We start from the raw sequence: 24,011 nt of genomic DNA on the forward strand, positions 1-24,011 counted from the left end.
GCCGATTTAGCCGCAGAAGTCGAGCAAATGCCGCCCAGGTTCGGTGGCTCGCGGCTCATCGCCGTCGACGGACCGAGCGGGGCCGGCAAGACGTCCTTCGCGCTGCGGCTGGCCAAGCAGCTGGACGCCCCGGTCGTGCACACCGACGATCTGCTCGACGGCTGGGACGACCAGTTCACCTTCTGGGAGCGCCTGGAACGCGAGGTGCTCGGCCCGCTGCGGCGCGGCGAGACCGCCACCTACCTGCGCTACCAATGGCACCTCGGGAAGTTCGCCGGGCCGCCGCTCACCGTCGACCCGGCTGCCGCCGTACTGCTGGAAGGTGTCAGCGCCGCGCGGCGCGAGATTCGTCCTGAGCTGTCCCTCGCGGTGTTCGTGACCGCACCCGCCGATCTGCGCCTGCGGCGGGCGGTGGCACGCGACGGTGACGACAGCGTTGCGTTCCGGGCGTACCTTGAGCGGTGGCGTGCTGCCGAAAATCGGCACTTCGCCGAGGACGAGACGGCCGAGGCCGCCGACCTGATCGTCGACGGCGCGGCCACGACCGACGACGACCGCTTCACGCGCCTGCATGAGCGGTTACACCAGCGCGAAAGCCGGCGCAGTGGACAGGACGGGGTGGATTCATGACCGACGAGGAGAGCCGTCCGGTACGCCGGCGGGTCACGCTGACCGGGATCAGCTCCCGGGCCTGGGAGCATCCCGCCGACCGCGGCGCGCTGACCGCCCTGCGGGAGCTGCGCGGCTTCGACGATCTGATCAAGGCATTCTTCGGGATGTGGAACGAGCGCGGCTTCCGTCTGCAGTTCCTGTCCAGCGCGATCCGCGTCGACCATCGGCAGTACCCGCGGATCTACCAGCGCTTCACCGAGGCCGCCGCCACGCTCGACGTGACCGAGTTGCCCGAGCTCTACGTGGCGCAGGACCCGATCATCAACGGCTCGGCGATCGGCCTGGACAAGCCATTCATCGTGATCACCACGGGGGCGGTGGAGCGGCTCGACGACGACGAGTTGCGCGCCATGCTGGGCCACGAGCTGGGTCACGTGCGCAGCGGCCACGCGGTCTACCGCACGATCATGATGATCCTGACCCGGTGGACCGTCTCGCTGGCCTGGTTGCCGATCGGCGCGATCGCGCTGCGGGCGATCATCGCGGCGATGTTCGAGTGGTGGCGCAAGGCTGAGCTCTCCGCCGACCGTGCCGGCCTGCTCGCCGGCCAGGACCCGGCCGCCTCGACCCGGCTGCTGATGAAGCTGGCCGGCGGCGGCGACCTGTCGCAGATCGACACCGCCGCGTTCCTCGAGCAGGCCGGCGAGTACGAGAGCGGCGGCGACCTCCGGGACAGCATCCACAAGATCGGCATGACCGTCTGGAGCACCCACCCGGTGCCCGTCGCGCGCGCCGCCGACCTGCGCAAGTGGATCGACTCGGGGGAGTACGCGAGGATCCTCTCCGGCGAGTACCCGCGGCGCGACTCGGACGGCGACGCCTCGGTCGCCGATGAGGTGAAGGCGGCCGCCAACTCGTACCGGGAAACCTTCACCACCTCCCAGGACCCGCTGATCAACGTGCTGCGCAAGGTCGGCGACGGGGCCGGCGACCTGGCCGGCTCGGCCGTCCGCGGCGCCCGCTCCTGGGCCTCCGGCCGAGGCCGCAGCGACGGGGAAACCCCGAGCTAGACCGGTAGGGTCTGGTTCATGAGCTTGAGCGAAACCGACCTGCGCGGCGCGATCGCGCGGGAGATGCCCGGAGTCCGTGCCGACCTGGAGCGGCTTGTCCGGATTCCGGGCATCGCTTTCGAGGGCTTCGACCACTCTCAGGTCGAGCGGTCCGCCGAGGCGGTGGCCGAGCTGCTCCGCGGCTGTGGCCTCGACGTGCAGATCGTGCGGCACGGCGGCCAGCCCGCGGTGATCGGCCGCAAGGCGGCGCCGGCCGGCGCCCCGACGGTGCTGCTCTACGCGCACCACGACGTGCAGCCGGTGGGCGACCCGGCGCTCTGGACCAGCGACCCGTTCGAGCCGGTCGAGCGGGACGGCCGGCTCTACGCCCGCGGCGCCGCCGACGACAAGGCCGGCGTGCTGGCGCACGTCGCCGCCCTGCGCGCGTTCGGCGACGACCTGCCGGTCGGCGTGGTCGTGTTCGTCGAGGGCGAGGAGGAGTACGGCTCCGACTCGCTCAACGACATCATCGCGGCGCACACCGACGAGCTGCGCTCGGACGTGATCGTCATCGCCGACTCCGGCAACTGGGACATCGGCCGGCCCGCGCTGACCACCTCGCTGCGCGGCCTGGTCAACCTGTTCGCCGAGGTCAAGGTGCTCAAGAGCGCCGTGCACAGCGGCATGTTCGGCGGCCCGATCCCGGATGCGCTGATGGTCCTCGCCCGCCTGCTGACCAGCCTGCACGACGACGACGGCGAGGTCGCGGTCGACGGCCTGGTCGGGCGCGAGGGCGCCAGCGTGGACTACCCGGAGGACCGCTACCGCCACGAGGGCGGCGTGCTCGACGGCGTCCGGCTGATCGGCCACGGCACGATCACCGATCGCATCTGGACGAAGCCGGCGATCTCCGTCCTCGGCGTCGACGCGCCGCGCACCCTCGAGGCGGCGAACGCGCTGCAACCCGCCGCCAAAGCCAAGATCAGCGTACGGCTCGCGCCCGGCGACGACCCCAAGTCGGCGTACGCGGCGGTCCGCGCCCACCTGGAGAAGCACGTGCCGTGGGGCGCGCAGGTCGAGGTCACGCTGGAGAGCGACGGCTCGCCCTGCGTGATCGACGCGACCGGACCGGCCTTCGAGGCCGCCCGCGCCGCCTTCACCAGCGCCTGGGACGGCGCGAAGCCGGTCGACATGGGCGTCGGCGGATCGATCCCGTTCATCGCGACCTTCCAGGAGCTTTTCCCGAAGGCGTCCATTCTGGTCACCGGCGTCGAGGACCCTTATTCCGGAGCGCACGGCCCGGACGAGAGCCTGCACCTCGCCGAGTTCGAGCGGGCGTGCCTGGCCGAGGCGCTGTTGCTCAAGAACGTGGCGGAGGCCCTCACGACCTGAGGAGGCTGGTCGCCGATGGCCGACCTGACGTGCGACGTGCTGGTGGTGGGCGCCGGGCCGACCGGGCTGATGCTGGCGAACTGGCTGGTCAAGCTCGGGGTCGACGTGATCATCGTGGATGGCAAGGACGGGCCCACCCGGGAGTCCCGGGCGCTCGTCGTGCAGGCCCGCAGTCTGGAGATCTACGACCAGCTCGGCCTCGGCGACCTCGTGCTGGCCGCGGCGCAGCGGGCCGACGCGCTCGCGCCCGGCTACCTCGACCGTGCCTTCGGCCGGGTGCCGCTGGGCCCGCTCGGCCGGGGCGTGACGCCGTACCCGTACCTGGAGGTTCTCGAGCAGAGCCGGAACGAGGAGATCCTCCACGAGAACCTGCAGAAGCTCGGCCTCGACGTGCGCTGGGAGACCGCGGTCACCGCGGTCCGGCAGACCGAGGCCGGCGTCGAGGCCAAGGTCGGCAACGACACCGTACGGGCGCGGTTCTGCGTCGGCTGCGACGGCGCGAACTCGGCGATCCGCAAGCATCGCCGCATCGCGTTCGAGGGCATGACGAACCCGCACCGCTTCTACGTCCTCGACGCGGTCGCGGCCGGCGGCCTGGTCGAAGGCGCGATCAACGTCCGCCCCGGCACCGACGACTTCCTGCTCGCCTTCCCGATGCGCGGCCGCGGCTCGTGGCGGCTGATCGGCCTGGTCCGCGACGAGGACGGCGACGGCGAGCTGGCCGAGGAGGACGTGCGCCCCCGCCTGCGCAAGTTCGCCGTCACCTATGACCGGTCCCGCTGGTTCGCCACCTACCGCGTGCACCATCGGATCGCCGCGGCCTTCCGCGACGGCCCCTTCTTCCTGGCCGGCGACGCCGCGCACGTGCACTCCCCGGTCGGCGGCCAGGGGATGAACACCGGTCTGCAGGACGCGCACAACCTCGCCTTCAAGCTGGCCGACGTGCTCCAGGGCCGCCGGCGCGACAAGTGGCTCGACCGTTACGAGGCCGAACGCCGCCCGGTCGCGAAGCGCCTGGTCGGCACCACCGACCGGATCTTTGCCGGCGTCACCTCACAAACCCCCCTTTCCCGTGCGATGCGGCGGCTGATCGTTCCGCTCATCGCACCCATCGGCGTCCGCGTGCTGCCGAACACCCGCGGCGGCTCGCGGCTCTTCCAATACGTCTCCCAGACCCGCATCCACTACTGGATGACCCCCGGCGCCGAGCAGGCGTCGGGCGGCCACCGAGACGCCGTGGTCGGCCGCCGCCTCCCGTGGACCGGCGACAACTACCTGCCGCTGCGCTCCCTCCAGTGGCAGATCCACGCCTACGGCGGGGTCCGGGTCACCGACATCCCCGACCTCGGCGTCCCGGTCCACATCTTCCCCGAGGCCCCCGACACTTTTCTCCGCCCGGCCCACCTCTACCTGATCCGCCCCGACGGCTTCGTGGCCGCAGCCGCCCTTCCCGCCGATGCCTTGCAGCAGTTCCCGCCGCTGATGACCGGATAAGGATTTTGGAGTCGGTCCTCAGTGGTCTCAACCGGGAGCGGACCGGTAGACTTCGAACATGCGTTCGAATGATGCCTCGGTAACTGTCCTGGTGCGGCCGATGCCTGTCGGGCCGCGTAACACCATCGATCGGCTCCGTTCCCATGATCGGATCGAGTCCATCGCGCGGCTGCGAGCGGCCGCGCTGGCGCTCGATCATGTCGATGTCGAGGGGTGGGACGATTCCGCCCTGACCGAACACCTCGAGGAGATCTCGGCCTCGCTCTGCGCGCTCGATGCGCAGGTCACGCGGGTCGCCGATGCGGTGCGGGCGCGTGGCTTCCGCATCGCCGAGCCGCTCGCCGCCTGATCCGCGGTGCTCCCAGCTCAGCGGTCCGGGGGTCGGACCACCCGAGCGGGCGAAAATTGTCAGAGGTGGCTGCCAGGATGGGGCCGTGCGGTTCCTTGACCTGGCGGCCACCTCGGCCGCCGTGACAGCCACCTCCGGGCGCAAGGCGAAGGTCGAGCTCCTGGCCGATGCGCTGCGCCGGCTCGATCCCGGCGAGATCGCGGCCGGTTCCGCGTTCCTCGCCGGCGAGCTGCGGCAGCGGCAGACCGGCGTGGGCTATGCCGGGCTGCGCGATCGTCCGCCGCCCGCCGCCGAGGCCACGCTCACCGTCGGCGCGGTCGACGCGGCGATCGCCGAGATCTCGGTGGTGTCGGGGGCCGGCTCCCAGGCGCGCCGGCGTGACCTGCTCGGTGCGCTGTTCGGCGCGGCGACCGCCGACGAGCAGCGGCTGCTGATCGGGCTGTTCGGCGGCGAGCTGCGGCAGGGCGCCCAGGCGGGCCTGCTCGCCGACGCGATCGCGAGGGCCGCCGAGGTGCCACTCACCGCGGTCCGGCGGGCGCTGCTGCTCTCCGGCGATCTCAAGCAGGTGGCGGTCGCCGCCCTGACCGGTGGCGCGGCCGCGCTCGCCGAGATCCATCTGCGGGTCGGCACCCCGCTGACCCCGATGCTCGCGCAGAGCGCCCCCGACGTCGCCGCCGCGTTGCTCGCCACCGGCGCACCGGCCACGGTCGACGTGAAGCTCGACGGCATCCGCATCCAGGTGCACCGCTCCGGCGACGAGGTGGCCGTCTTCACCCGCAGCCTCGACGACATCACCGCCCGGATGCCCGAGGTGGTGGCGATGGTCCGCAAGCTTCCGGTGCGCGAGGCGGTGCTCGACGGCGAGGCGATGACCCTCGACACGACCGGTCGCCCCCGCCCGTTCCAGGAGACGTCGAGTCGCGCCGCCACCCGGGGTGCGGGCAAGGCGCCGCTCGCCCTGGTGCCATATTTCTTCGATCTGCTCCACCTCGACGGCACCGACCTGCTCGACGAGCCGGGCCGGGTCCGCTGGGCCGCTCTCGACGACGCGCTGCCGCCCGAGCTGATCGTCGGCCGCACCACCGCGACCAGCGAGGAGCAGGCCGCGGCCGCGTTCGCCGCGGCCCTCGCCGACGGGCAGGAGGGCGTGGTCGTGAAGGCCACCGATGCGCCCTACGACGTCGGCCGCCGCGGCTCCGCCTGGGTCAAGGTCAAACCCCGGCACACGCTCGACCTGGTGGTGCTCGCGGTCGAGTGGGGTCACGGCCGGCGCAAGGGCTGGCTGTCCAACCTGCACCTCGGCGCACTCGACCCGGCGACGGGCGGCTTCGTGATGCTCGGCAAGACCTTCAAGGGCCTCACCGACGAGTTGCTGCGCTGGCAGACGACCCGCTTCCAGGAGTTGGCCGTCAGCGACAACGGCTGGGTGGTCCAGGTGCGCCCCGAGCAGGTGGTCGAGATCGCCTTCGACGGCGTGCAGACGTCCCCGCGCTATCCCGGCGGCGTGGCCCTGCGCTTCGCCCGGGTGCTGCGCTATCGCGACGACAAGCCGCCCACCGAGGCCGACACGATCGACACGGTCCGCACGCTCGGCGCCCGCCCCGCCGGCCCGGCCGACTAGCGACCTGCTGGGTGGGCGGCGCGCTGCGTGGGGTGGTGCGCTGCGTGGGGTGGTGCGCTGCGTGGGGTGGTGCGCTGCGTGGGGCGGTGCGCTGCGTGGGGCGGTGCGCTGCGTGGGGCGGTGCGCTGCGTGGGGCGGTGCGCTGCGTGGGGCGGTGCGCTGCGTGGGGCGGTGCGCTGCGTGGGGCGGTGCGCTGCGGGGGTGGCGCGCTGCATGAGTGGCGCACTGCGTGGGCGGCCAGGGGCTGGCGGGACGGGGGCTGACGGTCTACAGGGCGGCGAGCGTGCGGACGTAGTTGACCTGCTGGTTGATGCTGGTCACGGTCGCCTGGTCGGTGACCGGGATGCGGGCGACGTACTGGAGTGAGCCGTTGGTCACCGTCACCTGCACCGTGCCCTGCATCACCGTTTCCTTGACCAGCAGGAAGAGCAGGCTGAAGACGGTCAGCACGCAGAAGCCCGCAATCGCCACGATGATCGCCCATCGGGGGATGCGCTGCTGGCTGAACCAGTAGTCGTTGACCTGCCAGTGCGACCCGGCCAGCGGCAGGTTGCCGGTCGGCGTGAGGACCGTCGTCGAGGTGACCGAGATCTCCGCGATCTGCACGATCACGGGGCCGGGGTCGGGTGCCGCCTGGACGGGCGGATTGCCGCCGGGCGGAGTCGTGGGCGAGTAGCCGCCGGGCGGAGTCGCGGGCGGAACGCTCCACGGATCGTCCGGCCGCGGGGCCGAACCGCCCCAGGGATCGCTCGGCGAGGAGGTCATGACGCGACCCTAGTCGTGGCCGATGATCGCCGCGACCTGCCTACTCGGCGGATTCGGTCGCGCCGGCGGCCTGCCGGGCGGCCTCGCGTTTGCGGTCGGACTCCGCGACCCGGTCCGCCCCTGCCGCCCGGTCCGCCCCTGCCGCCCGGTCCGCCCCTGCCGCCCGGTCCGCCCCTGCGACCCGGTCCGCCCCTGCGACCCGGTCCGCCCCTGCCGCCCGGTCCGCCCCTGCCGCCCGGTCCGCCCTCGCCGCCCGGTCCGCCCCTGCCACCCGATCCGCCTCCGCGACGGGGTCCGCCGGTTCGCGCAGGGCGGCTTGGCGGGCGGCCTCGCGCTGGTCCGCCTCCGCGACCCGGTCCACCGGTTCGCGCAAGGCGGCCAGGCGGGCGGCCTCGCGCCGGCGGTCCGCCTCGGCCACCCGGTCCTTCAGCTTCACCTTCGGCTTCCGAGCGGGCTCGCCCTCGCCGGCCGGGCGGGACTCGCCCTGCGCTTCCTTGCGGGCCTGCCAGACGAAGGTGAACAGCGCCATGCAGGCGAACAGCCACCATTGGACGGCGTAGCCGCCGTTCTGCCAGGAGTCCTCGTGGTCGATCGGGATCTTCGTGAACGCCTGGTCGTTTGCCGGGGTCTGGGACGTGAGCAGCAGATATGCGCCGTACACCGGATAGGGCATTTCATGCGCCAGCCGGGGCACGGAGATCCGCCGGGTGTCCAGCCGGCCGTCCCGATGTTCGATCGGCGTCGGTCGGCTTTCCGACAGGTGGATCTGCCCCACGACCGTGATGTCGCCGCTCGGGGCGGCCGGCACGACGGGCGGCGCGGCCGCGCCGAGATCCGGCGTCGGCACCCAGCCGCGGTCGACCAGCAGCGCCGTCCCATCCGCTAGCACGAGCGGCGTGACGATCTCGTAGCCGACGTCGCCGTTGACCGTGCGGGCCCGTGCCTGGATCTCCTTGGCGGAGTCGTACCGGCCGGTGGCGGTGACCTTTGTCCAGGCCACGCGCTTGCCGGGGTCGGCGCCGACGGTACCGGCGCCGGTCGGAGCGGCCATGATCGAGGTCAGCGGGACGGCCTGGGTCGAATCAGCGGCGTCGATGCGATGGTTGATCGCGCTGCGCTCCTGGTACCGGTGCAGCTGCCAGTTGCCGAGCATGACCATGATCACGGCGGCGACGATGGTCAACAGGGCGGCGCCGAGCCATCGCGGCGTCAGCAGGAACCGGTACACCCCCCGAGGCTACCCGGCGTCCGGGCGGCGGACGGCGAGGCCGGGTACTGTGCCTGACCGGCAGTACTTCTTCGGCATGACTGCCTGGGGAAACGCCGTAGGGTCCTGGGGGGAACACAGATGAGCGCCCTGCCTCGCCTGGTCGTGAGCGCGCCGTCATCGGGGCACGGCAAGACCGCGATCGCTGTCGGTCTGCTCGCCGCCTGCGCGGCGCGCGGCATCCCGGCGGCGGGCTTCAAGGTCGGACCGGACCACACCGACGCCGCGTACCTCGGTCTGGCGGCCGGTCGGCCGGGCCGCAACCTCGATCCCCGCCTGGTGGGCGCGCAGCGCATCGCGCCGCTGTTCGCGCACGGCGCATCGGGCGCGCAGCTGTCGGTGATCGAGGGCGCGATGGGCCTGTTCGACTCGCTGACCGGGCAGCCGGAGATCGACGGGACCGCCGCGGTCGCCGCGACCCTGCGCGCGCCGGTCGTGCTGGTGGTCGACGTGGCGGCGATGGGCCACTCGCTGGCCGCGCTGGTGCACGGCTTCCGGATGTTCGACGAGATGGTCCACCTGGGCGGCGTGATCCTGAACCGGGTCGCCTCGCCGCGCCACGAGCAGATGCTGCGCACCGCGCTCGACGACATCGGCATGCCGGTGCTGGGCGCGCTGCGCCGCGGCGACCTGCCGAACGCGTTGCCGGCCCGCTCGCACGGCCCGGTGCCGGTCGCCCACCGTACGGTCGAGGCCGGCCGGGCGGTGCGCCGGCTGGGCGAGGCGGTGCTCGGCGGACTCGACCTCGATCGGCTGATGGCGCTGGCCACCGCCGCGCCGCAGCTGCCGGGACCGATCTGGACGCCGGGAGACGCGGTCGGCGGCGAGACGTTCGACCAGCGCCCGATCGTCGCGCTGGCGGGCGGCCCGGGCGCACCGTACACGTACGTGGAGACGGCGGAGTTGCTCACCGCGGCCGGCGCCGAGGTGGCGGTGGTGGATCCGCTGCGCGACGAGTCGCTGCCGGCCGGGACGCGCGCGCTGGTCGTGGGTGCGGGCCTGCCCGAGGGGTACGCCGAGGAGCTCTCCGCCAACCGGCGGCTGTGCAACGCGGTCGCCAAATTCGCGCACGACGGCTGGCCGGTCGTGGCCGAGGGCGTGGCCCTGCCCTGGCTGGGTCGCGACTTCGACGGCCGGCCGATGTGCGCCGTGCTGGACGCGTCGGCGGCGACCGGCGACCAGACGGTAGCCGGCTACCGCGAGGCGACCGCGCCGACGGCGTCCTATCTCGCCCCGGCCGGCGCCCGCATCACCGGCTACAAGCAACACCGGGCGATCGTCACGCCTCGGGCCGGGTCGGTGCCGGCCTGGACCTGGTCGGGCGGAAACCCGGAGGGCTTCGTCTGGCGGCAGGTGCACGCCTCGCAGCTCGGGCTGCACTGGGCCGCCGCGCCGGAGATCGCCAAGCGGGTGGTGGCGGCCGCGATCGCCGGTCCGGTCCCGATGTCGCAGCCGGTTCCCATGCCGCAGCCGGTCCCGATGGCGCAGCCGGTCTCCATGGCGCAGCCGGTCTCCATGGCGCAGCCGGTCCCGATGTCGCAGCCGATTCCGATGGCGCAGCCCGTGCCGGTGTCGCAGCCGGCGCCGATGCCGATTTCCCTGCCGGTGGCCGGGCCGGGTTTGCGGTCGCACGACGAGCCGCCGACGGTGTCGATGCCGACGTCGGCGCTGGCGGCGCACGGCCAGCCGGCCTCGCCCGCCCCGCCGCCCGAGCAGCTGTCCTCCCCGGTCGCGGCGGGCGTGCCCGACCTGTCTGATACGGCGGACATCACGGCGTCCTGACCGGCCGCCCCGATCGCTGGAAGATCTTGGGCGGAAACCCGCTCAGCCGCGAAAACGCCCTTCCTCGGACGCGAAAGTGTCGTACCCCACCCGTAACGTGGGGTTAACAGCGACGACCCGAAGGAGGACGACCGTGGCCGATCGTGTGCCGCTGGATTTCGACCCGCCGGTTCGTAAACTGCGAGCGCTGCTGCTGGGCATCGACAACGCCGAGCTGACCCATCCCACCCCGTGCCCGGACTGGACCGTCGCCGTCCTCCTCGATCATGTGATGGTCCTCTCCCACGCGTTCGCCCAGGCGGCTCGCAAGCGCACCGATGCCCCCGGCACCGCCGAGCCGCCGCCTCCGCCGTCCGCGCAGCACCTGTCTCGTCACTGGCGCAGTCGCCTGCCCGTCCTGCTGGAGGAGCTGGCCACCGCTTGGAAAGATCCGGCCTCCTGGACGGGCACGTCCCAGGTCGGCGGCGTGACCATGCCCGCCACCACCGTCGGCACCGTCGCCATGAACGAGTTGATCATGCATAGCTGGGACCTGGCCCGAGCCACCGGCCAGGAGTATTTCGCCGACCCGCGCACCCTCGAGGTGTTGATCGAATTCCTGGCCCAAGGCCCGGTCGCCTCGGCCGCCGACGAGGCGTCCCTGCTCGACCAGGCACTCGTGCTGGCCGGCCGCGACCCGGCATGGCGCCCGCCTCGCCGCCGCCGCTCGGCCCCGGCGGCCTGATCGCTCAGCCGCCGGCGTCCTCCACGGTGGTGTGACCGGTTGGCGCGGTCTTCCGGGGCGTCGTGCGGCTGGCCCGGTCCGCCGGGCCGGCGTGGGCGGTTGGCGTGGGCGTGCAGGGCGGCGTGGGCGGTTGGCGCGGGGTGCGGGGCGGCGCGGGCGGTTGGTGCGGGGTGCGGGGCGGCGCGGGCGTGCGGGGCGGCGCGAGCGGCGGGGGTGGGGTCCTGCGGGTCGGCGCGAGCGGCGTGCGTGGGGTCCTGCGGGTCGGCGTGAGCGGCGGGGGTGGGGTCCTGCGGGTCGGCGCGAGCGATGTGGGTGGGGTCCTGCGGGGCGGCGCGAGCGGGTGGCGCGAGCGGTTGCCGCACTCCTGCGGGGCGGCGCGAGCGGTTGCCGCAATCCTGCACGGGGTCGTGAGCGGTTGCCGCAGTCCTGCACGGGGGCGTGAGTGGTCGGTCGCGGGCGACCTCCCGGCGGCCCGAGCGGTCAGTCGCCGGTGTCCCACTCGGCGTCGACGCGGTCGCCGTACCAGGCGATTCGCTTGGAGGGCGGGGTGAACTTCAGCTTCGGCCGGCCCTTGAGGGCGTCCCGCAGCGTCTCGGCGAAGGTGTATTTCGAGATCGTCGAGCGTCCCGACCCCACGTAGTCGTTCGGGTCGTCCGGGTCGGCGACGAAGGCCGCCCCGGCCAGTTGCGGAGTGAACCCGCAGAACCACGCCGTCCGGTTGTTGTCCGTCGTCCCGCTCTTGCCCGCGACCGGCCGGCGCAGCGTCCCGTACACCATCGGCGAGGTCGACCACCCGTCGCAGCTGCCGCGCGCCGACCCGTATCCGGTCACGCACCGGGCCGCGTCGGTCGCCGCCCGGGCGACGTCCACGCTGATCACTCGGTGGCAGCGCGGCCCGGCGGCCAGCTGTCCTCGGTACTTGACCCGCGACCCGTCCGGATTCAGGATCGCCTGGACCGGCAGCGGCTCGCAGTAGGTACCCTCGGCCGCCAGCGTCGCGAAGACGTTCGCCATCTCGATCGGCGTCACGTCGGTGACCCCGAGCGTGAAGGCACCCCACTGGGCGGCGCGTTCCGGCGACGCGAGCTGCCGGTCGACGCTCGTGCGCCAGGTCAGCCCGAGCCGCTCGGCCATCGCCACCGCCCGGTCCGCGCCGACCTTCTCCTCCAGTTGCACCCAGTAGGTGTTCACCGATTTGCCGAACCCGCTCCACATGGTCTGCCGCCCGGTCATCGACTTGCTGGAGTTCTTCGGGCACCAGAAGTGTTCCTCGCAGGTCGCCGGCCCCGGCGCGGTGATGTACTCCGACACGTACCGCTCGGGCGCGTAGATCTGGGTGTCCAGCGGCATGCCGGAGTCGAGCGCGGCCAGCATCGTGAAGATCTTGAAGGTGGAGCCCGCCTGGTAGCCGGCCATGGTGCCGCCGCCGAGCAGCGGGTTCACCGTGTTCGGGTAGTTGCGGTCCGTCGAGTTCGGCTCGAGCGAGTAGGTCCGGTTCACCGCCATGCTCAGGATCCGGCCGGTGTTCGGCTCGATGATGACCTGCCCGTGCGCGTACCGGCTGCGCTTCTTCTCCTTGTCGAGGACGTGCTTCATCGCCGACAGCTGAATGTGTGGATCGATGGAGGCGACGATCCGGTAGCCGCCCCGGCGCAGGTTCTCCAGCCGCTCGTCGGGGGTCCGCCCGAACGCCGGCTGCTCCTCCCACCAGGACTTCAGGTAGTCGCAGAAGAAGCCCCAGTCGTTGTACTTCGGCGGGATCGAGATGCAGTCGTTCGGCGGGGTGCTCAGCCGCAGCTGGATTCTGGTGGCCTTGGCGTCGGCGGCCTCGGCCGGCGTGATCGTGCGCATCTTGAGCATCTGGTCGATCACATAGTTGCGCCGCTCGGTGGCCGCCTTCTGGTCGCCGGCCGCCGGGTCGTACGCCGAGGGCGCCTTCACCAGGCCGGCCAGCAGCGCCGCCTCGGTGAGGTCGAGCTGCTGCGGCGTCTCGGAGAAGAAGATCTGCGAGGCGGCGTAGATCCCGTACGCCATGTGCCCGAAGTAGGCCGAGTTCAGGTAGCGCTCGAGGATCTCCTGCTTCGACAGCTTCTTCTCGAGCTCGATCGCGAGCCGCATCTCCCGAAGCTTCCGCTGGGTGGTCTGCTCGGTCGCCTCCAGCGCCTGCTGCGGCGTCTTCGCGCTGTCCCGCAGCGCCATCCGCACGTACTGCATGGTCAGCGTGGACGCACCCTGGGAGACCCCACCGGCCTGCCGGTTCGCCACGAACGCCCGGGCCACGCCCTTCACGTCCACGCCGTGGTGTTCGTAGAAGCGGGCGTCCTCGGACGCGACGATCGCCTCGGTGATGTACGGCGACATGTCCTCGATCGAGACCGGCTTGCGGTACTCCTCGTAGAACGTGGTGAGCAGCGTCTTGCCGTCGCTGGCATACACGTAGCTGGTTTGTGCCGTCGGAACCTCGATGAGCTCCTCCGGCATGGACGCCAGGGCCTTGGCGCCGGCCTTGACGCCGATGCCGGCGAGGGCGGCGAGTGGGTAGCCGAGGCCGGCGATCACGAGTCCCGCGATCAGGCCGGCTCGGACGAGGGGAGCGATCTTTCCGGCTGCCACACCTCGACGCTAGGTATAAAAAGGCTCATGTACTCCCGAAACGGCCGAAGTGAGACGGGGAAAACCGTCCGGCATGCTGATGGGCATGACGATCGACCTGGGGCACCACGGCGACACGGAGGTGGGCGCCGGGCTGATCGACCTGGCCGTGAACGTGCGGCACGAGCCGATGCCGGGGTGGCTGGCCGATCCGATCCGGGACTCGTTGACGCGGCTCCGGGCGTACCCGAACGATGGTGAAGCCACCGCGGCGGTGGCCCGCCGGCACCGCCGGGAGATCGACGAGGTGCTGCTCACCGCCGGCGCGGCCCAGGCGTTCGTGCTGCTCGCCCAGGCCCTGCGGGGCGCGAAGCACCCGGTCGTGGTGCATCCGCAGTTCACCGAGCCGGAAGCGGCCCTGCGTCACGCCGGGCACGAGGTCGACCGGGTGCTGCTGCGCGCGGAGGACGGCTTCCGGCTCGACCCGCGACTCGTCCCGGACGACGCCGATCTGGTCTTCGTCGGGAACCCGACCAACCCGACCTCGGTGCTGCACCCGGCCGCGGAGATCGCCCGGCTGGCCCGGCCGGGACGGGTGCTGGTGGTCGACGAGGCGTTCGCCGACACCACGTTCCGTGATGGCGTCGACGGTGAGCCCGAGTCGCTCAGCGAGCGCCGAGACATCGAGGGGCTCGTCGTGCTGCGCAGCCTCACCAAGACGTGGGGGCTCGCGGGCCTGCGCATCGGTTATCTGCTGGCCGCCTCCGACCTGGTGGCTCGGCTGGCCGCCGCCCAGCCGCTGTGGGCCGTCTCGACCCCCGCGCTGGCCGCCGCGACCGCCTGTGCGTCACCCACCGCGATCGCCGCCGAGCGCGAGATCGCGGCGCGCGTCGCGGCCGAGCGGGACCACCTGCTCCGGCGACTCGCGCACGTGCCGAACCTCACGGTCGCCGGCACACCGGCGAGTGCCTTCGTGACCGTACGCCTGCCGTCCGCCGACAAAATAAGGCTTGAGCTGCGGGAACGTGGATACGCGGTGCGCCGCGGCGACACCTTCCCGGGGCTGGGCTCCGACTGGCTGCGGATCGCGGTGCGCGACACTGCGATCACCGACGCTTTCGTGGCGACCCTGACCGACCTGATCGAGGAGCGACCGTGACCCTGGAGACGACCGTGGCGGCGATCCGGCCCGCCGATGAGCCGGCCATGGCCGCCGCTCGCGAGATGCAGGCCCGGCTGACCAAGCCGGCCGGCTCGCTCGGCGATCTCGAGCCGCTGTCGGTGCGCCTGGCCGGGCTGTTCGGTGCCTGCCCGCCGCCGCTGCCCGAGCCGGCCGCGCTCGCGGTGTTCGCCGGTGACCACGGCGTGCACGCGCAGGGGGTCAGCCCGTGGCCGCAGGAGGTGACCGCCCAGATGGTGGCGAACTTCCTGGCCGGGGGAGCGGTGGTGAACGCGTTCGCCCGCCAGGTCGGCGCCTCGGTCACCGTGGTCGACGTCGGCGTGGCGACCCCGCCGCCCGAGGGAACCGGCCTGATCGCCGCGAACGTCCGCCGCGGCACCCGGGACATGACCGTCGAGCCGGCCCTCACCCGCGACGAGGCCCGCGCCGCCGTCGAGACCGGCATCCGGCTGGCCGAGCAGCTCGTCGCCGAGGGCGCGAAGTGCCTGCTCACCGGAGACATGGGGATCGCCAACACGACACCGGCGGCCGCCTTGATCGCGGCGTTCACCGGTGCGGCCTCGGCCCAGGTGACCGGCCGGGGGACCGGCATCGACGACACGACGTACGCCCACAAGACCGAGACGGTCGCGCTCGCGCTGGCGAAGCACACTCCCGACCCGGCCGATCCGCTGGGCGTGCTGGCCACGGTCGGCGGCCTCGAGCACGCCGCGCTGGCCGGCTTCGTCCTCGGCGCCGCCGCCCACCGGGTCCCGGTGATCATCGATGGCGTGATCGCCGCGTCCGGCGCACTGGCCGCCGCCGCGTTCGCTCCGGACGCGGTCGACGCCATGGTCGCCGGGCACCGCTCGGTCGAGCCGGGCGCCACCGTCGCGCTCGCGCACCTGGGCCTCACCCCGCTGCTCGACCTGGGCATGCGGCTCGGCGAGGGCAGCGGCGCGGTGCTCGCCCTGCCGGTCGTCGCCGCCGCCGTCCGGGTGCTGCACGAGGTCGCCACCTTCGACTCGGCCGGAGTGTCGGAGAAATGAGCCTCTATCCGTTGGCGCTGCGGCTGACCGGCCGCCGGGTGCTGGTGGTCGGCGGCGGCGCGGTGGCGACCCGGCGGGTGCCGGCGCTGATCGCGGCGGGCGCGCAGATCGAGATCGTGGCGCCCGAGCTCACCCCCGCGCTGCGGGCGCACGTCGACGCCGGTCGCGCCGCCTGGACGGCCCGCCGGTTCCAGCCGGCCGACGTCGAGGGCGCCTGGCTGGTGCAGGTCGCGATCGACGACCCGGCGGCCGCGGCCCAGGTCAGTGCGGCCGCGGAAGAGCACAACATCTTTTGCGTACGAGCGGACGACCGCGAAGCGGCCACCGCGTGGACGCCGGCCGTCACCCGGCACGGGCCGGTCACCGTGGCGGTCACCGACGGCGGCGACCGGCGGCGGGCCATGGCCGTACGCGATCTGGTCGCCAACGCTCTGGAGACGGACCCGGTCGCCCTGCCGGAGTACAAGGGGGTTGCCCTGGTCGGCGCCGGGCCCGGCGACCCGGAGCTGATCACCGTGAAGGGCCGTCGCCTGCTCGCCGCCGCCGACGTGGTGGTGGCCGACCGGCTGGTACCCGGACTGCTGCTGGGCGACCTGCGGCCGGACGTCGAGTTCGTGGACGCCGCCAAGATCCCGTACGGCCCGTCCAAGGCCCAGGAGGAGATCAACCGGATCCTGGTGGAGCGCGCGCTCGACGGGAAGTTCGTGGTCCGGCTCAAGGGCGGCGACCCGTACGTCTTCGGCCGCGGCGGCGAGGAGGCCCTGGCCTGCGCCGCGGCCGGCGTCCCGGTGCTGGTCGTGCCCGGCGTGACCAGCTCGATCGCCGCGCCCGCCCTGGCCGGCATCCCGGTCACCCACCGCGGCGTCGCGCACGAGTTCACGGTGGTCTCCGGCCACGTCGCGCCGGACAGCCCGCAGTCGCTGGTCGACTGGCCGGCGCTGGGCCGGCTGCGCGGCACGATCGTGGTGATGATGGGCCTGAAGAACCTTCCGGCCATCGCGGACCGGCTGATCGCCGAGGGCCGCCCCGGTGACACCCCGGTCGCCGTCGTGCAGGAGGGCTCGACCGCCCACCAGCGCTCGCTGCGCAGCACGCTCGGTGCGGTGGCGGCGGACGTCGCCGAGGCCGGCCTGCGCCCGCCCGCCACCGTGGTGATCGGGGACGTCGTCGGGCTGCTATGACGCCTCGGACGCGCCGGCCACGTCGGACGCGCCCGAGGCCGAGGCCAGCTCGTCGAGGAACGACCGGGCCCACTCGGCGACGTCGTGCGTGCGCAGGTGCCGCTGCATGACCCGCATCCGGCGGCGGAGCTCGCCCGGCTCGGCCGCGACCGCCCGCAGCAGCGCGTCCTTCACCCCGTCCGGGTCGTGCGGGTTGCACAGGAACGCCTGCCGCAGCTCGGTGGCCGCACCGGCGAACTCGCTGAGCACCAGCGCGCCGCCGGTGTCGGCCCGGCAGGACACGTACTCCTTGGCCACCAGGTTCATGCCGTCGCGCAGCGGGGTCACCATCATGACGTCGGCCGCCACGTACATCGCGGCCAGCTCCTGCCGGCTGTACGACTGGTGCAGGTAGTGCACCGCCGGCACGCCGACCCGGCCGAACTCCCCGTTGATCCGCCCGACCTCGCGCTCCACTTTGACCCGGAGCGCCTGGTAGTGCTCGACCCGCTCGCGGCTCGGGGTGGCCACCTGCACCATCACCGCGTCGCCGACCTTCAGCTTGCCGTCGGCGAGCAGCTCGCGGAACGCCTTGAGGCGTAGCTCGATGCCCTTGGTGTAGTCGAGCCGGTCGACGCCCAGGATGACCGTCTCGGGGTCGCCCAGCTCGGCGCGGATCTGCTTGGCCCGGGCCTGCACCTGCGGGTCGGCGGCCATCCGCTCCATCTCGCGGGTGTCGATGCTGATCGGGAACGCGCCGGCCTTCACCTTGCGGCCGTCCACCTGGATCGACTGGCCCTCGTAGCGCAGCCCGAGCAGGTGCCGGGCGAGCCGTACGAAGTTCTGCGCGGCCAGCCGCTGCTGGAAACCGACCAGGTCGGCGCCGAGCAGGCCGCGCAGCACCTCGGCCCGGAACGGCATCTGCATGAACAGCTCGATCGGCGGGAACGGGATGTGCAGGAAGAACCCGATCTTGAGGTCCGGCCGCAGGTCGCGCAGCATGGCCGGGACCAGCTGGAGCTGGTAGTCCTGGACCCAGACGGTCGCGCCGTCGTCGGCCACCTTGGCGGCCGCCTCGGCGAACCGCTGGTTGACCACCCGGTACGCCTCGCGCCAGCGCCGCTTGTAGACCGGCGTCTCGACGGCGTCGTGATAGAGCGGCCAGATCGTCGCGTTGGACTGGCCCTCGTAGTAGCGCTCCAACTCGTCGGCGCTCAGCGGCACCGGATGGATGTTGATGCCCTCCAGCTCGAACGGCTCCGGCGCCTCACCGGTGCCGCCGGCCCAGCCGATCCAGGTGCCGCCGTGCTGGGTGAGCACGGGATGCAGGGCAGTGACCAGGCCACCCGGACTCGTGCGCCACTGGCGCTCCCCGTCCGGGGTAGTGACCTCATCGACGGGCAGACGATTGGCGACAACGACGAAGGAACTTCGTTCGGCCACGCTGAGTGCACCTCCGGGTCGTTTCTGTTCCCACCCCGAGCCTACTTTGCGTAGCTGCCCGCGGCTCGCCCAGTCTGCCGCAGCCTCGATGGACCGGGGTGGCTGCCGGGTGCCATCCTGGGCCTGTGACACCGTCCGACGATCTATTCCCGCCCCGGCGGCCGATCTTCTTCCCTGTGGTCATTGCCACTGTCTTTCTCACGATCATCGCGGGGACCGTGGGGTTCATGCTCGGCGAGCGGCACCGGAGCGACGGCCGCGGCGCCGGGCCGGGGGAGACGAACGAGACGCAGGGTGTGTCGAATACGTCTGCGTCGTCGGCGCCGTCCGAGCCGGCCTGCCCGGAGGCGGTGATCCAAACCGCGGACCGGCTCGGACTGCCGACCGACCTGCGGCAGGTCTTCAAGATCGTCACGGAGAGGCGCACCGTCGTGTGGATCTGCCAGGACGGTGGCGGCAAGCTGTACTTCCAGTCCAAGACCCCCAAGACCCAAGACGCCGACGAACCGCTCATCCAGGGCAAGAACGCGCTCTTCCTGAACGGGGTGCAAGAGGTCGGCAACGACGAGTACACGGCCGTCGCGTCCGACGGGAACAGCTTCGAGGTGAACCGCCGGCAGCTCGTCGTGCACTTCGTCAGCGGCAAGGACGACGACGTGCAAGCGGTCGTATCGGCCGAATAAGGGAATCAGGACGCGTCCGGCGGGGTTGACATCTGTGGCCGGGGGCCGACCTGGAAAGATGCATTCGGCAACTCATCCGGCACCCATCCGACCGCCCCACCCGCCACCCATGTGCGGACTGAAGGCAGAACCAAACGATCACGGAGGTAGGGCGCACCGTGGCCCAGTTCATCTACGTCCTGGAGAAGGCGCGCAAGGCGCACGGCGACAAGGTCGTGCTCGACAACGTGACGCTGAACTTCCTGCCGGGCGCCAAGATCGGCGTTGTCGGCCCCAACGGCGCGGGTAAGTCGACCCTGCTGAAGGTCATGGCCGGCGTCGAGACCCTGAGCAACGGCGAGGCCCGGCTCATGCCCGGCTACACCGTCGGCATGCTCGCACAGGAGCCGCCGCTCAACGACGCCAAGACCGTCCTCGGCAACATCGAGGAGGCGGTGGCCGAGACCAAGGCCAAGCTCGAACGGTTCAACAAGATCGCCGAGCAGATGGCGACCGACTACACCGACGAGCTGATGGACGAGATGGGCAAGCTCCAGGAGGAGCTCGACAACGTCAACGCCTGGGATCTCGACTCGCAGCTCGAGCTGGCGATGGACGCGCTGCGCTGCCCGCCGGCGGACGCCGACGTCACCCAGCTCTCCGGTGGTGAGCGCCGCCGGGTCGCGCTCTGCAAGCTGCTGCTCGAGGCCCCCGACCTGCTGCTGCTCGACGAGCCCACCAACCACCTCGACGCCGAGAGCGTGAACTGGCTGGAGCAGCACCTGGCGAAGTACGCCGGCACCGTCATCGCGATCACCCACGACCGGTACTTCCTGGACAACGTGGCCAACTGGATCCTGGAGCTGGACCGCGGGCGCACCTACCCGTACGAGGGCAACTACTCGACGTACCTGGACAAGAAGGCGCAGCGCCTCGCGGTCGAGGGCCGCAAGGACGCCAAGCTCAAGCGGCGCCTCACCGAGGAGCTCGAGTGGGTGCGGTCCAACGCGAAGGCCCGCCAGACCAAGAGCAAGGCCCGCCTCGACCGGTATGAGGAGATGGCCAGCGAGGCCGAGAAGACCCGCAAGCTCGACTTCGAGGAGATCCAGATCCCGCCGGGCCCGCGCCTGGGCAACACGGTGATCGAGGCGAACGGCCTGACCAAGGGCTTCGACGGGCGCACGCTCATCGAGAACCTGTCGTTCTCGCTGCCGCGCAACGGCATCGTCGGCATCATCGGCCCGAACGGCGTCGGCAAGACCACGCTGTTCAAGACCATCGTCGGCCTGGAGAACCCGGACCAGGGCTCGGTGCGGGTCGGTGACACGGTCAAGCTGTCCTACGTGGACCAGAACCGCGCCGGTCTCGGCGGCGACCAGACGGTGTGGGAGGTCGTCTCGGACGGGCTCGACCACCTGATGGTCGGCAAGGTCGAGATGCCGTCCCGGGCGTACGTGGCGGCCTTCGGCTTCAAGGGCCCGGACCAGCAGAAACCGGTCAAGGTTCTGTCCGGCGGCGAGCGCAACCGGCTCAACCTCGCGCTGACGCTGAAGATCGGCGGCAACGTGATCCTGCTCGACGAGCCGACCAACGACCTCGACGTGGAGACGCTCTCCAGCCTGGAGAACGCGCTGCTCGAGTTCCCCGGCTGCGCCGTGGTCATCTCCCACGACCGGATGTTCCTCGACCGGGTCGCCACCCACATGCTCGCCTGGGAGGGCACCGACGAGGAGCCGGACAAGTGGTTCTGGTTCGAGGGCAACTTCGAGGCGTACGAGAAGAACAAGATCGACCGCCTCGGCGCGGAGGCTGCCCGGCCGCACCGGGTCACCTACCGCAAGCTCACCCGTGACTGAGAAATTCGTCTATGACGCGTCCGTGCGCTGGTCCGACATGGACGCGTACGGGCACGTCAACAACGCGCGCTTCCTCACCCTGTACGAGGAGGCGCGCGTTGCCATGTTCTTCGTCGGCGCGCGCGAGCACGGCCTCGGCTCGTTCGAGGAGGGCATCGTGATCGCCCGGCACGAGATCGATTACCTGCGCCCGGTCGACTACGGCGAGCCGGTCCGCATCGAGATGTGGATCTCGGAGCAGCGGGCGGCGTCGTTCACCGTGTCCTACGAGCTGTTCGACAACGGGGTGCTGGCCAGCCGGGCGAAATCGGTCTGTGTGCCGTACAGCCTGGCCAACGGCCATCCGCGCCGGCTCACCCCGGAAGAGCGCGAGTTCCTGCGTCCCTACCTGGCGTCATGACCGCCGCACACGGCCTGACCGGGGTCCCCGACGCCGGCGCCTTCCTTGCCCGGCTCACCCGGCTCGATCCCGGTGCGGCGGTCCGGCTGCGCGGCTCGGGCGGGCGGACCGCGCTCTGGGCCCGGCTGCCCTGGGACGCGCTGGTCACCCGCGAGGTCGCCGGTCGCGGTCCGGACGACGCCACGGTCTCGGCCGCCGAGCTGCTGGCGGTGCTGGCCGGCGGTGGCGATCAGCTGCCCGAGCGGCGGGACGCGCAGTGGCGCTGGCCGTTGCCGCCGGCCGCGAGCGAGACGGTCGAGACGGTCGCCGCGGCCGAACTGTCCCGCCTGGCCGCCGCGGCGGCCGGCACGCTGCGCGAGGTGTCGGCGGGCGGGCTCGCCGGGCGGGCGGTGGGTCAGCGAGCCGTACGCGACGCGCTCCTCGATCATGTGGCCCTGGTCGTCACGCCGACCGGCGGCGGGCCCGTCGAGGTCTCCCAGAGACTTGTTCAGGCGATCTCCCGAATGGGTTTTCTTGGTCCGCAGGGCGTTTCCGTCCCAGACATCCGAGTTAGGGTCGCAGGACGGTGGGTGGGTCTTTCTGCACCATATGGAGTTGCCTGGCTACAGAAAGTCAGCAAATTGACCGTTATGCCTATAGGTGGTCACCCGAAAGGGTGATGCCGCATCGTACGTCCGGTCGCGCCCTCCCGTTGGGGGGATGACCTCCGCGACCTGTACGGGTACCGTCGGCCCTCGGATCCACTCGCTACGTCCGGCGATGGGTCTGCTGGGGAGTGAGGTGCTCAACGATGCCGTGGTGGTCATGGCGTCCGGGTTCGGCCGCGGGCAACCCGCCGGATACCGACGGCGATTCTTCGGTGCGGAGCACCGTTCGGGTCGGGGTTCCGGCGCAGCGTGAGCCGAGCCGGGTGACGATTCCGGCCGAGGCGACCAAGACCGAGGAGTGCGAGCAGATCTCGCAGGTGACGCTCGCGCGCATCGGCAAGGCGCTCGACCTGCTCGACATCAGGTTCCTGGCGGACGGCGGCGGCAGCCTGCTGGCGATGTGGGAACGGCACGCCGTGCTGTTCACCCTCGAGGGGCCCGACGACGAGATCCTCGTGATGCGTGCCCGTCCGCATTCGACGGTGCCGCCGGACTGGGCCGACCGGGCCTACCGGGTGGTCAACGAGTGGAACCACACGCGCCGCTTCTGCAAGGCGTACGTGGGGGACCCGACCGAGCGCGGCCAGCTGCCGATCTATGCGGAGCTTCAGGTTCCGCTCGCCGCCGGCACCCACGATGCTCTCCTGGTCGAGATGCTCGACTGCGGCGCCGCCGTAGCGACCTCCTTCGTAGACTGGTTACACGACGAGGGCGCCCTGCTCTAAAGCGGGAACATGCCGACGCGGCCGTGGTATTCGTGGCCGAGTTGGTCGGTGTCGCTGCCGACGAAAAGGCCGCGCGGGGTCACCACGAACGTGCGTACGCCCACGCCGCGGGAGCGGGTCGGGTTCCACGCCAGTGCCCGCCCGGTGATCGGGCTGACCGCGCCGATGCCGGGCCGGGAGACCGCGCCCGGGCCCGGGCCCTTGGCGTCCGAGCCGTACGGGTTGTCCAGGTAGCGCTGGTGCCCGCCCAGGTAGACGGCCGCGCCGGTGACCGCCACGGCGTACAGCGAGTCGCCGCCGGTGTGCTGCACCCAGGTCGGGTTGTGCCGGCCCGGCCCGCCGGTCTCGAAGCGGGCCGCCGAGTCGCAGAGCCGGCTCGGCGAGGAGGCCCGCCCGGTCGCCGCCACCACGAAGTACGACCCGTCCGGGGAGAACTTCACCTGCCGCAGATAGGTGTCGAAACCCTTCATGCACTGCGGCACGTACGCGTCGGTATACCAACTGGTCAGCGCCGCGGTCGGGCCGGAGACGTCGAACATCGCGATCTGCGTGCGGTCGTAGCCGCCGGCTTTGAGCAGCGCCCCGATCGCGACCAGCTTGCTGCCGTCCGGGGAGATGTCGAAATGCTCGACCCGGGTACGGGCGAGGCCGGGGGCGGTCAGCTTGGCGTCGAAGCCGGTGTCCACCGCGCCGGTGACCGCGTTCATCCGGGCCAGCGCGTCCCGGTGCACCCCGTTGATCGCCGAGAAGGTGCCGCCGGCGTACACGAAATTGCCCTTGTTCTCCAGGGCCCGGACATCGCCCCAATTGATATCCGCGTTGAAGGTCGGCACCCGCTGGCCGGTCATCCACACCCGGGCGAGGCCGCGCTCGGGTGTGCCGTCCACGGTCTTGAACGCGCCGCCGAGGTAAACGGTGTCCCCGGCGCCCGCGGCGAGCGCGTAGACCGGGCCGTCCACCGCCGGCGCGAAGGGCTCGACCTCGCCGTTGGTCAGGTTGAACGCGAAGATGTTCTTCCGGGCGTAGGTGTTCCGGCGGGTGCTGTCGGCGACCCGGTTGAACGTCCCGCCGACCACCATCGTGTCGCCGACTACGGCCATGGTCCAGACCGTGCCGTCCAGCACGTGCGGCGTCCAGTCGACCGGGTCGGCCGAGACGATCGTGGCCTGGGCCAGATCGGCATGGGCCGGTTGAGCGCAGGCAACCGCGGCTACGACGATCAAGGCGGCGGCGAGCGGGCGACGGCGCATGCGGGACGCTCCA

General features: G+C 71.9%; 21 protein-coding genes. 16 read left to right on the top strand and 5 right to left on the bottom strand.

The features are described from left to right. Positions 1 to 27 precede the first annotated feature (27 nt). The 6 genes from ODJ79_RS04585 to ODJ79_RS04610 all read left to right on the top strand — a co-directional run bounded on the left by ODJ79_RS04585 (position 28) and on the right by ODJ79_RS04610 (position 6,517). Positions 28 to 630, top strand: coding sequence for a uridine kinase (locus tag ODJ79_RS04585; protein WP_263022039.1), 603 nt, complete (start codon positions 28 to 30; stop codon positions 628 to 630). After that, a complete protein-coding gene (locus ODJ79_RS04590) occupies positions 627 to 1,682 on the top strand; it encodes a M48 family metallopeptidase (RefSeq protein ID WP_263022040.1) in 1,056 nt (351 codons plus the stop codon). The genes ODJ79_RS04585 and ODJ79_RS04590 overlap by 4 nt, the downstream gene beginning before the upstream one ends. 24 nt (positions 1,683 to 1,706) lie before the next feature. Beyond that, entirely contained in the window at positions 1,707 to 3,053 is a 1,347-nt protein-coding gene (locus ODJ79_RS04595) for a dipeptidase (RefSeq protein ID WP_263022101.1), read from the top strand. A gap of 15 nt (positions 3,054 to 3,068) precedes the next feature. Further along, a complete protein-coding gene (locus tag ODJ79_RS04600) occupies positions 3,069 to 4,547 on the top strand; it encodes an FAD-dependent monooxygenase (protein WP_263022041.1) in 1,479 nt (492 codons plus the stop codon). Between the two features lie 100 nt (positions 4,548 to 4,647). Continuing rightward, on the top strand, positions 4,648 to 4,896 hold the full coding sequence (locus ODJ79_RS04605; protein ID WP_411267257.1) for a hypothetical protein: 249 nt from the start codon (positions 4,648 to 4,650) through the stop codon (positions 4,894 to 4,896). Between the two features lie 85 nt (positions 4,897 to 4,981). Continuing rightward, positions 4,982 to 6,517 carry an ATP-dependent DNA ligase gene (locus ODJ79_RS04610; RefSeq protein WP_263022042.1) on the top strand — a complete coding sequence of 512 codons (1,536 nt, stop codon included), beginning with the start codon at positions 4,982 to 4,984 and terminating at the stop codon, positions 6,515 to 6,517. A gap of 267 nt (positions 6,518 to 6,784) precedes the next feature. Here the strand turns inward: ODJ79_RS04610 and ODJ79_RS04615 are convergent, their stop codons facing one another. After that, positions 6,785 to 7,282: a hypothetical protein gene (locus ODJ79_RS04615; protein WP_263022043.1), complete on the bottom strand. Its 498-nt coding sequence runs from the start codon at positions 7,280 to 7,282 to the stop codon at positions 6,785 to 6,787. A 40-nt stretch (positions 7,283 to 7,322) separates the two neighbouring features. Continuing rightward, entirely contained in the window at positions 7,323 to 8,510 is a 1,188-nt protein-coding gene (locus tag ODJ79_RS04620) for an SURF1 family protein (RefSeq protein WP_263022044.1), read from the bottom strand. Positions 8,511 to 8,630: 120 nt separating this feature from the next. Between ODJ79_RS04620 and ODJ79_RS04625 the strand changes: the two genes are divergently transcribed. Then, positions 8,631 to 10,331 carry a cobyrinate a,c-diamide synthase gene (locus ODJ79_RS04625; RefSeq protein ID WP_263022045.1) on the top strand — a complete coding sequence of 567 codons (1,701 nt, stop codon included), beginning with the start codon at positions 8,631 to 8,633 and terminating at the stop codon, positions 10,329 to 10,331. Positions 10,332 to 10,464: 133 nt separating this feature from the next. Continuing rightward, complete coding sequence (locus ODJ79_RS04630) at positions 10,465 to 11,055, top strand: TIGR03086 family metal-binding protein (protein ID WP_263022046.1); 591 nt, start codon at positions 10,465 to 10,467, stop codon at positions 11,053 to 11,055. Between the two features lie 480 nt (positions 11,056 to 11,535). On the opposite strand, the gene ODJ79_RS04635 is transcribed toward ODJ79_RS04630, so the two are convergent. Next, on the bottom strand, positions 11,536 to 13,668 hold the full coding sequence (locus ODJ79_RS04635; protein ID WP_263022047.1) for a transglycosylase domain-containing protein: 2,133 nt from the start codon (positions 13,666 to 13,668) through the stop codon (positions 11,536 to 11,538). Positions 13,669 to 13,753: 85 nt separating this feature from the next. Between ODJ79_RS04635 and cobC the strand changes: the two genes are divergently transcribed. From cobC to cobA, 3 genes are read left to right on the top strand one after another with little or no spacing between them, the layout of a single operon-like run. Beyond that, a complete protein-coding gene (cobC, locus tag ODJ79_RS04640) occupies positions 13,754 to 14,806 on the top strand; it encodes an Rv2231c family pyridoxal phosphate-dependent protein CobC (RefSeq protein WP_263022048.1) in 1,053 nt (350 codons plus the stop codon). Beyond that, the gene (gene cobT, locus ODJ79_RS04645; RefSeq protein ID WP_263022049.1) at positions 14,803 to 15,855 is read left to right on the top strand and encodes a nicotinate-nucleotide--dimethylbenzimidazole phosphoribosyltransferase; all 1,053 of its coding nucleotides are present in this window, start codon (positions 14,803 to 14,805) and stop codon (positions 15,853 to 15,855) included. Before cobC ends, cobT begins: the two co-directional genes overlap by 4 nt. After that, complete coding sequence (gene cobA, locus ODJ79_RS04650) at positions 15,852 to 17,036, top strand: uroporphyrinogen-III C-methyltransferase (protein WP_263022050.1); 1,185 nt, start codon at positions 15,852 to 15,854, stop codon at positions 17,034 to 17,036. Before cobT ends, cobA begins: the two co-directional genes overlap by 4 nt. On the opposite strand, the gene ODJ79_RS04655 is transcribed toward cobA, so the two are convergent. Further along, complete coding sequence (locus tag ODJ79_RS04655; protein WP_263022051.1) at positions 17,031 to 18,458, bottom strand: trehalose-6-phosphate synthase; 1,428 nt, start codon at positions 18,456 to 18,458, stop codon at positions 17,031 to 17,033. The two genes, cobA and ODJ79_RS04655, sit on opposite strands and share 6 nt — an antisense overlap. Positions 18,459 to 18,583: 125 nt before the next feature. Between ODJ79_RS04655 and ODJ79_RS04660 the strand changes: the two genes are divergently transcribed. From ODJ79_RS04660 to ODJ79_RS04680, 5 genes are all read left to right on the top strand, one after another. After that, positions 18,584 to 19,141, top strand: a complete 558-nt coding sequence (locus tag ODJ79_RS04660) for a hypothetical protein (protein WP_263022052.1) — start codon at positions 18,584 to 18,586, stop codon at positions 19,139 to 19,141. Positions 19,142 to 19,299: 158 nt separating this feature from the next. Continuing rightward, positions 19,300 to 20,976 carry an energy-dependent translational throttle protein EttA gene (gene ettA, locus ODJ79_RS04665; protein WP_263022053.1) on the top strand — a complete coding sequence of 559 codons (1,677 nt, stop codon included), beginning with the start codon at positions 19,300 to 19,302 and terminating at the stop codon, positions 20,974 to 20,976. Next, complete coding sequence (locus ODJ79_RS04670) at positions 20,969 to 21,376, top strand: acyl-CoA thioesterase (protein WP_263022054.1); 408 nt, start codon at positions 20,969 to 20,971, stop codon at positions 21,374 to 21,376. The genes ettA and ODJ79_RS04670 overlap by 8 nt, the downstream gene beginning before the upstream one ends. Then, positions 21,373 to 22,035 (top strand): hypothetical protein, encoded by a 663-nt coding sequence (locus ODJ79_RS04675; RefSeq protein WP_263022055.1) that lies wholly within the window; start codon positions 21,373 to 21,375, stop codon positions 22,033 to 22,035. Before ODJ79_RS04670 ends, ODJ79_RS04675 begins: the two co-directional genes overlap by 4 nt. A 131-nt stretch (positions 22,036 to 22,166) precedes the next feature. Further along, positions 22,167 to 22,748: a YbjN domain-containing protein gene (locus tag ODJ79_RS04680; RefSeq protein ID WP_263022056.1), complete on the top strand. Its 582-nt coding sequence runs from the start codon at positions 22,167 to 22,169 to the stop codon at positions 22,746 to 22,748. Here the strand turns inward: ODJ79_RS04680 and ODJ79_RS04685 are convergent. Continuing rightward, positions 22,745 to 23,998: a PKD domain containing protein gene (locus tag ODJ79_RS04685; protein WP_263022057.1), complete on the bottom strand. Its 1,254-nt coding sequence runs from the start codon at positions 23,996 to 23,998 to the stop codon at positions 22,745 to 22,747. The genes ODJ79_RS04680 and ODJ79_RS04685 overlap by 4 nt on opposite strands. Between the last annotated feature and the right edge of the window lie 13 nt (positions 23,999 to 24,011).

It is taken from the genome of Actinoplanes sp. KI2 (assembly GCF_025630775.1).
Taxonomy (GTDB): Bacteria; Actinomycetota; Actinomycetes; order Mycobacteriales; family Micromonosporaceae; genus Actinoplanes.

Coding starts and splice junctions, on each gene's coding strand:
- ODJ79_RS04585 (WP_263022039.1), top strand. CDS start 28: ATGCCGCCCAGGTTCGGTGGCTCGCGGCTCATCGCCGTCGACGGACCG.
- ODJ79_RS04590 (WP_263022040.1), top strand. CDS start 627: ATGACCGACGAGGAGAGCCGTCCGGTACGCCGGCGGGTCACGCTGACC.
- ODJ79_RS04600 (WP_263022041.1), top strand. CDS start 3,069: ATGGCCGACCTGACGTGCGACGTGCTGGTGGTGGGCGCCGGGCCGACC.
- ODJ79_RS04605 (WP_411267257.1), top strand. CDS start 4,648: ATGCCTGTCGGGCCGCGTAACACCATCGATCGGCTCCGTTCCCATGAT.
- ODJ79_RS04615 (WP_263022043.1), bottom strand. CDS start 7,282: ATGACCTCCTCGCCGAGCGATCCCTGGGGCGGTTCGGCCCCGCGGCCG.
- ODJ79_RS04625 (WP_263022045.1), top strand. CDS start 8,631: ATGAGCGCCCTGCCTCGCCTGGTCGTGAGCGCGCCGTCATCGGGGCAC.
- cobC (WP_263022048.1), top strand. CDS start 13,754: ATGACGATCGACCTGGGGCACCACGGCGACACGGAGGTGGGCGCCGGG.
- cobA (WP_263022050.1), top strand. CDS start 15,852: ATGAGCCTCTATCCGTTGGCGCTGCGGCTGACCGGCCGCCGGGTGCTG.
- ODJ79_RS04675 (WP_263022055.1), top strand. CDS start 21,373: ATGACCGCCGCACACGGCCTGACCGGGGTCCCCGACGCCGGCGCCTTC.
- ODJ79_RS04680 (WP_263022056.1), top strand. CDS start 22,167: ATGCCGTGGTGGTCATGGCGTCCGGGTTCGGCCGCGGGCAACCCGCCG.
- ODJ79_RS04685 (WP_263022057.1), bottom strand. CDS start 23,998: ATGCGCCGTCGCCCGCTCGCCGCCGCCTTGATCGTCGTAGCCGCGGTT.